The following is a 13,662-nucleotide window of genomic DNA, read 5'->3' on the forward strand; positions in this document are numbered from 1 at the left end:
GTCTTTTTTACCTTGAACTAAGTTTTATTATGATCAATCGTATCAAAATATTAGTAATCTCCTAATTGTGTGATGGGGTTCTGTAGCAAAGCTTTTTCCAATTGTTCATCGTTTGGTGCTTTACCGTGCCAAGCATGGGTTCCCATCATATAATCTACGCCATTGCCCATTTCGGTGTGTAAAATAATGGCTACTGGTTTTCCTTTTCCTGTTGCAGCTTTGGCTTGTTCCAAGGTGGTTATTATTTTTTCGAGGTCGTTTCCGTTTTCTTCATTGATTACTTCCCAACCAAAAGCTTCTAATTTGGCTTGTAAATCTCCCAAAGGCAAAACATCGTCGGTGTCACCATCTATTTGGCGACCGTTGTAATCGATGGTAGCGATGAGGTTGTCTACTTTTTTACCTGCAGCGTACATCAAGGCTTCCCAGATTTGTCCTTCTTGCAACTCTCCGTCGCCATGAAGTGTGTAGACAAGGTGTTGGTCGTTGTTTAGTTTTTTGGAGTGTGCAGCTCCTATGGCAACCGACAAGCCTTGTCCGAGCGAACCAGAAGCAACGCGTACGCCAGGTAGATTGTCGTGTGTAGTAGGATGACCTTGTAATCGGGTGTTTAGTTTTCTGAAAGTTTTCAATTCTTCTACTGGAAAGAAACCGTTACGTGCCAAAACGCTATAAAAAACTGGAGAGATATGGCCGTTCGAAAGGAAGAAAAGATCCTCGTTTTTTCCGTCCATTTCGAAGTCAGTCGAATAATCCATGATTTTACCGTACAATGCGACAAGGAATTCGGTGCAACCTAAGGACCCTCCTGGATGTCCGCTGTTTACGGCGTGTACCATGCGTAGAATGTCGCGACGAACTTGTACAGCTTGATTTTGTAATTCTTGAATTGTCATGTTGTGTTTGTTGTTTTTATCTTGCAAAAATATAGTTTTTTTGGCGTAGTTAAAAGCTATTATGGCGTTGTTTTTTTCTTGTTTCGTTCCCTTACAAGAAGTGCGATCAGTCTTCTGATTCGTGCCAGAACGCTCGATGTGGAATCAACTCGTCTCGAACTTTCAGCATGTCTTTTTCGTTTATTATCATAAAAGCAAAGGCATGGAGGTCGTTTTGTTCGATAAAACCTGTCGTGGCTTGCAAATGTTCTTTTTGGATATATTCTTTCAGATGAATTTCGTGATGTTCTGCTGTTTTGAGTGCGTCTGGACCTCTGAAATCCCAAACCATTTTTAGTTGTCTGTTCATGGATTAAATTTAAACAAAAAGATCAACCAACTGGTTGACCTTTTGTTGTTTTTTTAGAATTTTAGTATTGTTCTAATAAGTAATTCAATAAATCGGTTGTCGTTACAATTCCTATTAAATCACCATTCTCATCAACCACTGGTAGAGAGTGAAACGTTTGGTTGGCAAGGATTTCTGCAACTTCTTTGATGTGGGTGTCTCCAGTTACAGTTACTGGGTTGCTCACCATTACATCTCGCAAAGCGAAGTTGTCGTACAATGCTCTCAACATTTCTTCTCCTATTTCTTGGTTTGGATCGCGGAAAACAAGTTTTGCTAAGTCAGATTTACTCATCACACCGATCAATTTGCTACCGTCTGTTACCGGAATGTGGCGAATGTTGTATTCTTTGAACAACGAATCTACCTCGCTGAGTTTTTTGGTTGGGTTAACAGCGATTACGTTTTTCGACATGATTTGTGCAACTGGAACTCTTTGTTTCATAATTAAATTTATTTGATTATTAATATTTTTTTATTCTTACACTAAGATCATTAGAAAAAGTGAATTCTGTAATGACGGAAAACATTGGGAAATTAATAAAATATTTGTAAATTAATTAGATTTTCATTCGATCAATGTTCTACGATGACTGATCAACCACAATCCTACAAAGGTCAAGAAACCATTGAGGATAATCAATTCTACTCCAATTCTGTAATCGGTATGGTTGGTTACTAAATAATTGATGAGATAGGTAAGGATAGGAGCAAACAAAGTGATACCAAGGATTCCATAGTTGAGGTTGATGTTTCTTCTGGTCAAAATACCAAATGCAAAAAGCCCCAAAAGAGGTCCATAGGTATAACCAGCGACTTCCATAATAAGGTACACGATAGATTTGTCATTGATCGCTTTGAAAATTAGAATCAGAATAAAGAAAACAACCGTAAAGGTAAGATGAACAGTGAGTCTTGTGCGTTTCTTTTGTTTTTCGGTTTTTGTTGTGTCTTCATTCATTTTCAATAAATCGACACAAAAAGAACTGGTGACCGCGGTCAACGCTCCGTCTGCCGAAGGGAACAAGGCAGAGATCAATCCGATAATGAATATGACCGAGATAAACAGTGGGAAATATCCTTCTTGTAAAGATAGAGCAGGGAAGAGGTCGTCGCCCATTACATTTCCTGACTCGGCTTTCAAGAAAAATCCACCATCTGCATAGAATCCTCCGTTTTTTATAGCATACAAATACAACAATCCGCCCAAAAATAAAAAGGCTAAATTCACAAAAAGTAAAGTGCCTGCAAAGGTAAGCATATTCTTTTTCGAATTTTTCAAGTTATCGACCGAAATGTTTTTTTGCATCATTTCTTGATCCAAGCCCGTCATCGCAATGGTGATGAACATCCCACCTAAAACAGTTTTTAGGAAATAGGTTTTCGAATTGACGTCGGTGTTGAGCAAATGTGTATAATTCTGCGCCTGCAACTGATTGAAAGCCTCACCAATCGACAGATTGAGATGAGAAAGAATGAACCCAATACAAGCAATAAGACTGATAATCATAAACGAGGTTTGCAACGTATCGGTGATGACAATGGTTTTCACGCCACCTTCGAAAGTGTACAATAAAATCATCAATAATAGGATGAAGGTGGTAATCCAAAAAGGAATGCCCAACTGTCCCAGTAAAAATATTTGCAAGACATTGACCACCAAATAAAGGCGTGCAGTTGCCCCAATACTACGTGAAATGATGAAGAAAATAGAACCAATCTTATGCGCTTCTACATTGAATCGTTTGCCGAGATAGGTATAAATAGAGGTTAAATTCATTTTATAATAAAGCGGCAATAAGACAAAGGCAACAATGAAATAACCCAAGAAAAACCCAATAACCATCATGTAATATTCGAAACCTCCATAGAGGTATTCTGTGCCCGTGAGTTTCCCCACCGTGCCCGGAACCGAGATAAAGGTAACGCCACTGAGCGATGTCCCAATCATTCCGAAAGCCACCAGCCACCATTTACTTTTTTTATTCCCGATGAAAAATGATTGGTTATCAGAATTACGACTTGTGAAAAATGCGATGATCAATAATCCAACAAAATAGACTATTACGCACAGCAAGATAAATGTTGTATTCATGTGTATCCAAAATATGCCCAAATTTAGTATTTTTGGAGTAAGTTTTTCATCAACATGACAAATTATCCTAGTAAAGTTTTAGAACGAGCAGTAGAAGAAATGGCACAATTGCCTGGAATTGGGAAAAGAACTGCTCTGCGCTTGGTGCTGCACATGTTGAATAGACCCAAAAATCAAACCCACCGATTGGCAGAATCTCTGCATCATTTGGTAGATGATGTCCAATATTGCCAGACTTGCCATACCATTGCAGATCAGCAGTTGTGCGAGATTTGCGACAATCCCTTGCGCGATCATTCGGTCATTTGCGTGGTCGAAGATGTGCGCGATGTCATGGCGATAGAAAACACCAGACAATTCAAAGGAGTCTACCATGTCTTGGGAGGTCGAATTTCTCCTATGGACGGCATTGGCCCTTCGCAATTGAAGATCGAATCTTTGGTCGAGCGAGCAAAATCTGATACTTGCAAAGAACTCATCTTCGCGCTGAGTTCTACCATGGAGGGCGACACCACCGTGTTTTATATCTACAAACAACTAAAAGACGTTGACGTGGTTTGCTCTACCATTGCACGCGGCATTGGCGTTGGTGATGAGTTGGAGTATGCAGATGAGGCAACTTTGGTGCGTTCTATCCAGAATAGAATTCCGTATACCGAGACTAAATTTTAGACCAATTTTCGATTATAATCATGACAAAAAAAATCCTTATTGTAGGTTTCGATACGCCCTATCCAGATAACTATGGCGGCGTTGTTGATGTCGTAAGGAAGTTTCAATTTTTCAAGAAAAAAGGCTATACTCTGGATGTTGTTTGTACAAGTTTTGATGCCAATCGGACAAGCTTTTTCGAAGAATTCCTGAAGTCGAACAATTCGCTCATCGAGCATTATTACATTCAACCCATTCAACCAAAAAATCAACTCGTCAAACTCTTTAGTCGAATTCCGTTTTCGGTGAAAATCAGATCGATAGATTTCAATCGAATCGATTTCCTGAAAAATACTCGCTACGATTTGGTTCTTGTTGAACATCTCAAATCGACGCAAAACATTGGCTCACTGAAGAAATTTTTAGCCCCTCAAAAGTCCCCTTTTTGGTTGCGATTGCATAACGACGAAGCAGTCTATTATCGTAATTTGATGAAAGTGGAACCGAATTTTCTGAAAAAAACATTTTTTTGGCTCGAAAGTCAGAAATACAAATCCTACCAATCGCTGCTTCTTACCAAAAACGATTTCGACGGTTTCTTGTACATTTCCGAAGCCGATAAAGCACGCTTGTCACCGTCAGATTTGCCGCATCATCTGGTATTGCCAATTTACCAAGAAACGCTTGCTACACGCACAACTGACAAGCAATTTGAATATGATTTTTTGTATGTGGGCAATCTCGATTCTAATGACAATTGGGATGCGTTGAAGCGAATGCTCAATTTTCTGAAAAATAAATCTTTAGAAAGTGCAAAAATTGCCATTGTCGGACGTTGCACTGATAAAAATCGGGAAGAAAATCTGCAAACATTGTTTCAGGATTTCGAAAATCTGAGTCTTTTTTTGAATGCGACAAACGAGGAGTTGAAAGAATTTTATGCAAAAAGTAAATTTTTTCTGAATTTTTCATCCAATTCGGGTGGAATAAAAACGAAATTGATCGATGCTGTAAATCATCTAATCCCAGTCATCTCCGACGAAAATGGAGTGGTAAATAGTGGATTCGAGTTGGTGGTTTTACACGCCAACAAATTGGATGCACAGTGTTTGAATCAACTGTTACAAAATCAAACGCTATATTTACAGTATCATCAAAAATATAGCGCAATGGTTTTGGAAAAAGTTGCAGAAACAAAAAAAATGTATGAGTTTTGGTATTCTGAATTTGCAAATAAAATGTAAAGCAAAATGCAGTTTTCTATCGTTATCGTGAGTTACAACGCTGTTGATCATTTGCAATTTTGCTTAGAAAGTTGCGAAAAGGCAATCCTGCATCACGATGCCGAAATATTGGTCATCGATAATCATTCGCCAGATCGCCGGATAGAAGATTTGCAAAAGCTTTTTCCTTCGGTGAAATTTTATTTTTTAGACGAAAATTTAGGTTTTTCAAAGGCAAATAATTTTGGGGTAGATAGAGCAAAAGGCGAATTCGTCCTGATTTTGAATCCGGATACCATCATACCAGAAAATCTTTTCGACGAATTGATTCCGTTTTATAAAACCACGCTGCAAATCGGAATTGTAGGAGTACGTTTGGTCGATGCTAATGGCAAATTTCATCCAGAATCTAAGCGTAATTTACCTAACGTTCGAAATTCATTTTCTAAACTTTTCAACTTCAGAAAAACTGCTACCAATAGCTATTACAAAGAAGAAGTGTCAGTCGATGAAACAGCTCCTTGCAATATTTTGGTCGGCGCATTCATGTGGATGAAAAAGGCTACTTTTTTAGGAATTGGCGGTTTCGACGAGCGTTATTTTATGTACGGTGAAGATATTGATCTGAGCTATTCTTGCGAATTGCATGGGAAGGTGAATTATTACAAAGGCGATCAGATTGTTTTGCATTACAAAGGCGAAAGCACTCCAAAAGATAAGCGTTATTATCGCATTTTTTTCGATGCTATGAAATTGTTTGTAGCCAAATATTACGGCGATAATTTTTTCGAAAAAATGCTGTTGTTGCTCGGTATACGAACGAAATATTTCCTCTCATTGTTGCAACATCGTCGGCTGAAAAATGTTGCTAAACATCCAGAAAAGAAAGCGTTGGTTTGGTTAGAAAAAGACCACGATGTGCAGCTGACTCGAGGGCATTATGTGTTGAGTACTTCAGAATTTAGCTATCTCGAAATTTTAAATTTCATTGCTACACATCATGCAGAAGATAGGAAGTTTTATATACACAGCCATCGCTCCCAAAAAATTATTGGCGACGAAGGTGTCATGATTGTGTAAAAAAAGCCAGAAAATTAATTTCCGGCTTGTTCAGTATCTTGTTTTACAGCCACCGAATCTTTTGTAATTACCGTAACTGTATCTTTTACCTCTTCATGTTTTGCATGTGAGTTTTGGGTGTCGTGTGCTGCATGGGCATCGTGCGAAGGTACTTCTACAGGCTCATGAACTACGGGTAACACTTGGTGATTGCCAGTTGGTTTTTTGTTACAAGCCACAGTCAAGACCAATACAGAAGCTACGAAAACTATTTTTTTCATGGTAATATGTTTATCTGTCTAATGAGTTATTATTTGCAAATTTAATTAAACCTAAGTTTAGAAAGCTTATGAATTATCATATTATTTCAATTCGGCAATTTTTTGGAGTCCTCCTTTTGTTTTGTCGCCAACTTTTACCAGAATTTCGGTGTCCAGCGGTAAAAACAAATCGAGACGCGAACCAAATTTTATGAATCCATATTCTTGTCCGGCTACAGCGCTGTCATTTTCTTTTGCATACAATACAATTCGTCGAGCAACAGCTCCAGCAATTTGTCTGAACAAGACGCGTTTGTTTTCTGCAGTTTCTACAACCACGGTGGTGCGTTCGTTCAACTCGGAAGATTTTGGGTCAAAAGCGACCAAAAATTTACCTTTATGGTATTTCGAGAAAATTACTTTTCCGCTTACGGGATAACGCGTAACATGTACGTTGAGGGGCGACATAAAAATCGATAGCTGAATGCATTTTTCTTTCAAAAATTCGGCTTCGTAAACCTCTTCCAAAACCACAACTTTTCCGTCTACTGGTGCAATCACGCAACGATCAGAGGAGTTGGAGTTTCGAGTAGGATTTCTGAAAAACCAAATCATGAATCCGTACAATATCCAAAGTGAAAAACTCAGCATTGCCCCAAAAGGATGAGGAAAATACGAGCAAAAAACATAGCTCAAGCCAATGAATAAAACTAGCGCTATGAGCAGTATAATGGTTCCTTCTCGGTGAAGTTTCATAACGTATTTATTAATAAGAAATAACTGTACACAAACGGTACGACAAATATATAACTATCCAGTCGATCTAAAAACCCTCCATGACCAGGAATTAATGTTCCGCTATCTTTCACCTTGAAAAATCGCTTCAGTTTAGACTCTGTTAGATCGCCCAAAGGAGCAGCCGCCGCAATCAAACACCCGATGATGATCCAATTTCCTTGCAACGGTAAATCGATATAATGTTCGATGATAATTCCGCCGAGAATCGTTCCGATGTGTCCTCCAAAAAAACCTTCCCAACTTTTGGCTTGCGAAATTTTCGGTGCCATCGGATGTTTTCCAAATAGACTGCCAAAAATGTAGGCAAAAGAATCGCTTATCCAGATGAGAATAAACACAAATAATACTTCGTAATGCATTTGATTTTCACCCAAATGAAGGGCAAATGTAGGCAAGGTGAGGCTTAGCGCAAAGGGCAAAACGACATAGGTTACTGCCAAGGTTGCTTTGCCAAAATCGTTTAATAATTCATTGTTGGAGAAAAAAATGACGAAAATGGAAAATAGAAACAATACTGGTCCCGCAAACGCCATGGTATTCAAATAGAATGGATAAACGCCTGGCGATTGGTTGAGGTCGTAAACGTTCAAAAATTCTTTTCCAAAAATGTAAAACAGTGCCGCGTATGCCACAAAGGTAGCAGCGAGGTAGAGCTTATCTTCAAGCCTCGTTATTTTTTGATATTCTATCAGACATAAAAAGGCAAAGAATGCCATCAGTGCAATCAGACCATAAGGATGCATTGTGGTTCCTGCAAAAATAATCGCCGCATAGAGAATGCCAGAAAACAATCTTGGGAAAAAGTTTTTCATGTGTTAAGCTTCAACCAAAAGCAAATATATGTTTTTCGCGTTTGGAATTGCACTAAAATCGTGCATATTTTTACCCCTTATACAAGTAATATTGTTGGGTAAACTCTCTTTTTTGGCAAGTCTTATATTTTGCAAAGCCTCGCTTACGTTGTTTACCAACTGGTAAGGAGTCGCATAAATGATGAAATTATCGGGGAAATCATCAATTTTTCGTCCTCCAGTTTGGTCAGACGAAAGCATGATACTACCATCATACCCGATGAGGTATTCGCAATTGAGTAGACTGAATTTCACCTCTGGTGTTGGCGATATTTGATAACTGATATTGAGTTTTTCTAAAATTTCTTGAAGCGAATCATCAATGCAAACCAGATTATGGATGCGTTCGTGTTTCACGATTGCTTGTAAATTCTCCAACATTTCAGACCGATCACTACAATACAAGAAATGCCCGCCTCCAGCATTAAAGTTAGAAGCAAACAGCTCATCTACCGAAACACTTTTTTTGAAAATCAACTCTGCATCATTGACTTCGGTTTCAGGCGGTGTAGTCTGATTGATTTTATTCAGAAATTTTTTGATTGCTTTCCACATCAGCAATACTTCGTTTAACTGGTTTGATAGGAACGAAGGTAATAACTTAAATTTTAACATACAAAAAAATCGCTGTTATTCAGCGATTTTTTGTTGATCAGAGGTGATGTTTTCCTCTGTATTTTGATCTTGTTTACGATCTTCTATGGTTTCTTCGATGATATGATCGGGATTGGTAAATGGTCGGGGTCCGAAAATTTCTTCTAAATCTTCTTTGAAGATGACTTCTTTTTCGATTAATTTTTCGGCAAGTCGATCCAGTTTGTCACGATTTTCTACTAAAATTTGCTTCGCTCTATCGTACTGTCCTTCAATCATTTTCTTTATTTCTCTATCGATAGTTTGGGCTGTTTGTTCAGAATAAGGCTTGCTGAATCCGTATTCATTTTGCCCGGTTGAATCATAATATGAGATATTCCCGATTTCTTCATTCAGTCCATAGATACTAATCATGGCGTTGGCTTGTTTGGTAACTTTTTCTAAATCGCTCAAAGCTCCTGTCGAAATATTTCCAAAAACAACTTCTTCTGCTGCTCGTCCGCCCATCGTCATGCACATCTCATCTAGCAATTGCTCGGTTGTGGTAATTTGACGCTCTTCTGGTAAGTACCAAGCTGCTCCCAGCGAGCGACCTCGGGGTACAATGGTTACTTTTACAAGTGGTGCCGCATGTTCGGTTAGCCAACCAATGGTGGCATGACCCGCTTCGTGATAGGCAATACGTTTTTTCTCTTGTGGTTTGATGACTTTACTTTTCTTTTCCAAACCTCCAATGATACGGTCTACAGCGTCTAAGAAATCTTGTCTTTCTACGACGTCTTTGTTTTTACGTGCAGCCACCAATGCTGCTTCGTTGCACACGTTGAAGATGTCTGCACCCGAGAACCCAGGGGTTTGTTTTGCTAAAAACTCGACGTCTACATCTTCGCCTAATTTTAAAGGACGCAAGTGTACCTTGAAAATTTCTTTACGCTCGGTAAGTTCTGGCAAATCAACATGGATGATGCGGTCGAATCGACCTGGGCGCATCAAGGCTTTGTCTAGAATATCGGCACGGTTGGTTGCTGCAATCACGATGACATTAGACTCGGTTCCGAATCCGTCCATTTCGGTCAACAACTGATTCAAGGTGTTTTCGCGTTCGTCATTAGATCCTGTAAAATTATTTTTTCCTCGAGCTCTACCAATGGCATCGATTTCATCGATAAAGATAATCGAAGGTGATTTTGCTTTGGCGTTAGCAAACAAATCGCGTACACGAGAAGCTCCAACTCCTACAAACATTTCGACGAAATCTGATCCAGATAAGGAGAAAAAAGGAACTTTAGCTTCGCCTGCTACGGCTTTTGCCAATAAGGTTTTACCTGTCCCAGGAGGGCCAACAAGTAAGGCTCCTTTTGGGATTTTACCTCCCAGTTTGGTGAATTTTTCTGGATTACGCAAAAATTCAACGATTTCTACAATTTCTTCCTTGGCACCTTCCAGTCCGGCTACATCTTTAAAGGTTGTTTTTATTTGGTCGTTTTCGTCAAACAATTTGGCTTTCGATTTTCCGACATTGAAAATTCCGCCTTGTCCGCCTCCTGCACCAGCTCCCATGCGTCTGAAAATGAAGTAATACATGAGTCCAAACAATCCTACCCATAATAAGATAGACAAAATTGTTCCGCTCCAAGGGTTGGAAACGTTGGTTTTTAATTTGGTTTTGATTGCTGGATTTTCTCCTAAAACGGTATTGAATTCCTTTTCGAAATTTCCTGGATCTGCAATATTGAACGAGAAATCGCTGCCGCTGCCAAAACTACTTGCAAACGATTGGTCGTCTTTTTTGTATTGTTTGAATGCGTCTAGGTTTCTCGCTTCATCGGTGAGTCTTGCATTTACAGAACGTTCGTCAACATTGAGGTCAACTTTTTCGATATAGCCTTGTTTCAGGTAATTGAAGAAGGTATTTTGGTCGATTGATTTTACCGATGAGCTTGCGGCTCCTACGGGGTTCAACCAAATTCCTATCAAGATAACACCGATGATACCATAAATCCACATCGGATTAAATCCGCCACTCGGTTTAATGTTTTTATTTTTCAATTTTAATTTACTTTTTTATAAAAATTAGATTTCAATTCGGGTTTCGATTGCGTCTCCCCACAAACTTTCGATATCGTAAAATTCACGTACTTCTTTCTGGAAGATGTGTACGATAACATTGGTGTAGTCCAACAAAATCCATTGTGCATTTTGTGTTCCTTCTGTATGAAAAGGACGTTCGTGCATGTCTGTTTTTACTTGTCGTTCTACAGCGTTCGCAATGGCGTTTACTTGTGTATTGGAGTTCCCGTTGCAGATAACGAAATATTCGCAAAATGCATTGTCTATTTCTCTTAAGTCCAAAATGGTAATGTCTTCACCTTTTACATTCGAAATTCCGTCAACTATACTGTCTAATAAGTCCTTTGAATACTGATTATCTGCCATTAATATGTTTTAAAATAAAGTTTTCAAATTTAAGCATAATTATTAAGATTTAAGAATTTTTAAAATAACTTTAACCTCCGAAACCCAGTAGTTGAAAAATGTCTATGAAATTTGAAATCCAGACCTTCGAAACTTTGCCGAGTACGAATAGTTACTTGACCGAATTGACCAAAAAAAATGCCAAGCCTTGGACTGTCATCTATGCGAAAAATCAGACCAACGGAAAAGGATATGCCGGAAATGTGTGGAAAGTTGAAAAGGAGCAAAATCTGACCTTCAGTTTTTACCTGAAAACTTCGTTGGATTTTCGTGAGCTCATCTTTCTCAACGAGTGGATTTCGGTTACCTTAGCTCAATTTCTGAGTCGTTATCTTACTGATATTCATGTGAAATGGCCCAATGATATTATTGCGTCTGATAAGAAAATTTGTGGGATTCTTACCGAATCCTATAAATCCAATCAAGCCATGCATTCGATAATTGGAATCGGACTCAATGTGAATCAAATCGACTTTAATGCTATGCCTCGGGCAAGTTCGTTAAAATTATTAACTGACAAAACGTTCGATTTAGAAACCTTGTTGCATGACTTAATGACTGCTTTTTGTGAGCAATATAATGTAATCGATAATGGAAATTTTCTCGAAATTCACGAAGCCTATCAAGCCAAACTTTACAAAAAAAATGAATGGGCAGATTTTGTCGTAGATGGTGTGCAATGCAAAGGTTGCATCAAAAAGTCTGACGAGCAAGGGCAACTTTGGGTTGCGTTTGAAGATGGAAATATTCGAGCATTTCAACACAAAGAAATACAGCTTATTTATTAAGTTTGCCTAATTTTGTATCTATGGAAGAATTTGTGGTTTTGGTGAACCCGAACGATGAAGTTTTAGGGTTGATGGAAAAGCAACAAGCGCATGTAGCAGGATTGCTGCATAGGGCTTTTTCGGTTTTTATTTTCAACGACAAGGGCGAATTGCTCTTGCAACAAAGAGCCGCCGATAAGTATCATTCGCCAAGTTTATGGACCAACACTTGTTGCAGCCATCCGCGCGAAAACGAAACTTATCTCGAGGCGGCAAATAGAAGACTTTTGGAAGAAATGGGGTTTGAAACTTCGTTGGAATACAAATTTCATTTTATCTACAAAGCAAATTTCGAGAACGGACTTACCGAGCACGAGTTGGATCATGTTTTTGTGGGGACCTTCAACGGCGAGCCTAAACCTAATTCAGAGGAAGTAATGGCGTATCGATGGATTTCGATTCCAGATCTGATCTCAGAAATGGAACAAAACCCAACGATTTTTACCGCTTGGTTCAAAATTATTTTCGATCAATACCTCGCTCAACTTCAAGAAAATTATTAATTTGCCGGTATGAAAGTTACGGTAAGCAGAAAAGCACATTTCAACGCAGCACATCGTTTGTTCAACCCCAAATGGAGCGACGAAAAAAATAAAACGATTTTTGGTAAATGCTCCAATCTCAACTACCATGGACACAATTACGAACTCATTGTAAGCGTGCGTGGCGAACTGGATCCGGAGACTGGATTTGTGATGAATTTAGACGATTTACGAAAAATTATCGAAGTCGAAGTAGAGGAATATTTGGATCATAAAAATCTGAATCTTGATGTGGAAGAATTCAAAACCTTGAATCCGACCGCAGAAAATATCGTCATCGTGATTTGGAAGAAAATAAAAGCTAAATTGGAAAATCATCTCGATCTGAAGGTAACCTTGTACGAAACGCCCCGTAATTTTGTTGAATTTTCTGGAGAATAAATCATGGAAATTGGCACACATTTACCAAGCTTTTCGCTTGTCGATCAAAAACAAAATTGGTTCAATTCTGATGAGTTTTTGTACAAAAAAAACATGGTTATTTTTTTCTATCCAAAAGATTTCACCTCCGTTTGTACCCAAGAGGTTTGCGGTTTTCGAGATTGGAAAGAAGAATTCGAAAAACTCGATGCCATCTTGATCGGAGTCAACAACCAATCGCCAAAAACACACGAGAAATTTGCAACAAAACACCACCTCAATTTTCCGTTGTTGAGCGACAAAAAAGGTTATTTGGCAAAGCGCTTCAACCTCAAAAAGAAATTTCTATTTTTTTACCCAAGAGAAACTTATGTTTTCAACAAAGAAGGGTATTTGGTCGAAAAGATTGTCGATTTCAAAGACGGTCATCTGCACATCAACAAAGCTTTAGAAACGTTGAAAAAACTGTAATTCGTTCAGTTTTTGTTTTTTCTGAAAATCATCCGGAATGCAAGAAAAGCAACGGTTGCGATGGTACTGTGAAGGATTTGTATGCCGAGTTCGTGTTGATCAAAAATCAGTTTCAGACCCAAGAAAATGACGAAGAAAAGCGCCGCTAAAATTAGATTTTTTCTCATAAAGC

At 38.6% G+C, this 13,662-nt stretch carries 18 protein-coding genes; 7 read left to right on the forward strand and 11 right to left on the reverse strand.

Translation table 11 applies throughout. From position 1 onward, the window contains the following. Positions 1-50: 50 nt before the first annotated feature. From BN8061_RS06840 to BN8061_RS06855, 4 genes are all read right to left on the reverse strand, one after another. Entirely contained in the window at positions 51-923 is an 873-nt protein-coding gene (locus BN8061_RS06840; RefSeq protein WP_262509370.1) for a transketolase, read from the reverse strand. 79 nt (positions 924-1,002) lie between these two features. Continuing rightward, positions 1,003-1,245, reverse strand: coding sequence for a hypothetical protein (locus tag BN8061_RS06845; RefSeq protein WP_068597654.1), 243 nt, complete (start codon positions 1,243-1,245; stop codon positions 1,003-1,005). A 61-nt stretch (positions 1,246-1,306) separates the two neighbouring features. Beyond that, positions 1,307-1,729 (reverse strand): CBS domain-containing protein, encoded by a 423-nt coding sequence (locus tag BN8061_RS06850; RefSeq protein ID WP_068597656.1) that lies wholly within the window; start codon positions 1,727-1,729, stop codon positions 1,307-1,309. Between the two features lie 123 nt (positions 1,730-1,852). Beyond that, positions 1,853-3,379 carry a sodium:solute symporter gene (locus BN8061_RS06855; protein ID WP_068597657.1) on the reverse strand — a complete coding sequence of 509 codons (1,527 nt, stop codon included), beginning with the start codon at positions 3,377-3,379 and terminating at the stop codon, positions 1,853-1,855. Between the two features lie 54 nt (positions 3,380-3,433). Here BN8061_RS06855 and recR point away from each other — a divergent pair, with 54 nt between their 5' ends. The 3 genes from recR to BN8061_RS06870 are packed head-to-tail and all read left to right on the forward strand — an operon-like array spanning position 3,434 to position 6,333. Further along, positions 3,434-4,051, forward strand: a complete 618-nt coding sequence (gene recR, locus BN8061_RS06860) for a recombination mediator RecR (RefSeq protein ID WP_068597659.1) — start codon at positions 3,434-3,436, stop codon at positions 4,049-4,051. 20 nt (positions 4,052-4,071) lie between these two features. Beyond that, positions 4,072-5,274, forward strand: coding sequence for a glycosyltransferase (locus BN8061_RS06865; protein WP_068597661.1), 1,203 nt, complete (start codon positions 4,072-4,074; stop codon positions 5,272-5,274). Between the two features lie 6 nt (positions 5,275-5,280). Next, positions 5,281-6,333 carry a glycosyltransferase family 2 protein gene (locus BN8061_RS06870; RefSeq protein ID WP_068597663.1) on the forward strand — a complete coding sequence of 351 codons (1,053 nt, stop codon included), beginning with the start codon at positions 5,281-5,283 and terminating at the stop codon, positions 6,331-6,333. Between the two features lie 14 nt (positions 6,334-6,347). Here the strand turns inward: BN8061_RS06870 and BN8061_RS06875 are convergent, their stop codons facing one another. The 6 genes from BN8061_RS06875 to rsfS form a co-directional block, all read right to left on the reverse strand. Beyond that, a complete protein-coding gene (locus tag BN8061_RS06875; protein ID WP_068597664.1) occupies positions 6,348-6,593 on the reverse strand; it encodes a hypothetical protein in 246 nt (81 codons plus the stop codon). A gap of 81 nt (positions 6,594-6,674) precedes the next feature. Next, positions 6,675-7,328, reverse strand: a complete 654-nt coding sequence (locus BN8061_RS06880) for a phosphatidylserine decarboxylase family protein (protein WP_068597666.1) — start codon at positions 7,326-7,328, stop codon at positions 6,675-6,677. Continuing rightward, positions 7,325-8,182, reverse strand: a complete 858-nt coding sequence (locus tag BN8061_RS06885) for a phosphatidate cytidylyltransferase (protein ID WP_068597668.1) — start codon at positions 8,180-8,182, stop codon at positions 7,325-7,327. The genes BN8061_RS06880 and BN8061_RS06885 overlap by 4 nt, the downstream gene beginning before the upstream one ends. A 3-nt stretch (positions 8,183-8,185) precedes the next feature. Continuing rightward, on the reverse strand, positions 8,186-8,836 hold the full coding sequence (locus BN8061_RS06890) for a hypothetical protein (RefSeq protein WP_235802698.1): 651 nt from the start codon (positions 8,834-8,836) through the stop codon (positions 8,186-8,188). A 15-nt stretch (positions 8,837-8,851) separates the two neighbouring features. After that, positions 8,852-10,822 (reverse strand): ATP-dependent zinc metalloprotease FtsH, encoded by a 1,971-nt coding sequence (ftsH, locus tag BN8061_RS06895; protein ID WP_094745903.1) that lies wholly within the window; start codon positions 10,820-10,822, stop codon positions 8,852-8,854. A gap of 66 nt (positions 10,823-10,888) precedes the next feature. Then, on the reverse strand, positions 10,889-11,251 hold the full coding sequence (gene rsfS / locus BN8061_RS06900) for a ribosome silencing factor (RefSeq protein ID WP_068597674.1): 363 nt from the start codon (positions 11,249-11,251) through the stop codon (positions 10,889-10,891). A 104-nt stretch (positions 11,252-11,355) separates the two neighbouring features. Here rsfS and BN8061_RS06905 point away from each other — a divergent pair, with 104 nt between their 5' ends. Genes BN8061_RS06905 through BN8061_RS06920 form a run of 4 tightly spaced genes read left to right on the forward strand, consistent with a single transcriptional unit; the run spans position 11,356 to position 13,490 of the window. Then, positions 11,356-12,078 carry a biotin--[acetyl-CoA-carboxylase] ligase gene (locus BN8061_RS06905; RefSeq protein WP_068597676.1) on the forward strand — a complete coding sequence of 241 codons (723 nt, stop codon included), beginning with the start codon at positions 11,356-11,358 and terminating at the stop codon, positions 12,076-12,078. 20 nt (positions 12,079-12,098) lie between these two features. Continuing rightward, complete coding sequence (idi, locus tag BN8061_RS06910; protein WP_068597678.1) at positions 12,099-12,620, forward strand: isopentenyl-diphosphate Delta-isomerase; 522 nt, start codon at positions 12,099-12,101, stop codon at positions 12,618-12,620. A gap of 9 nt (positions 12,621-12,629) precedes the next feature. Next, positions 12,630-13,040 (forward strand): 6-pyruvoyl trahydropterin synthase family protein, encoded by a 411-nt coding sequence (locus BN8061_RS06915; protein ID WP_068597681.1) that lies wholly within the window; start codon positions 12,630-12,632, stop codon positions 13,038-13,040. Between the two features lie 3 nt (positions 13,041-13,043). After that, positions 13,044-13,490, forward strand: coding sequence for a peroxiredoxin (locus BN8061_RS06920; RefSeq protein ID WP_068597682.1), 447 nt, complete (start codon positions 13,044-13,046; stop codon positions 13,488-13,490). Between the two features lie 5 nt (positions 13,491-13,495). Here BN8061_RS06920 and BN8061_RS11975 read toward each other — a convergent pair whose 3' ends face one another. Then, entirely contained in the window at positions 13,496-13,657 is a 162-nt protein-coding gene (locus tag BN8061_RS11975) for a hypothetical protein (protein WP_162270410.1), read from the reverse strand. Positions 13,658-13,662 lie beyond the last annotated feature (5 nt).

This window comes from Vaginella massiliensis (assembly GCF_900089075.1).
GTDB lineage: Bacteria > Bacteroidota > Bacteroidia > Flavobacteriales > Weeksellaceae > Weeksella > Weeksella massiliensis_A.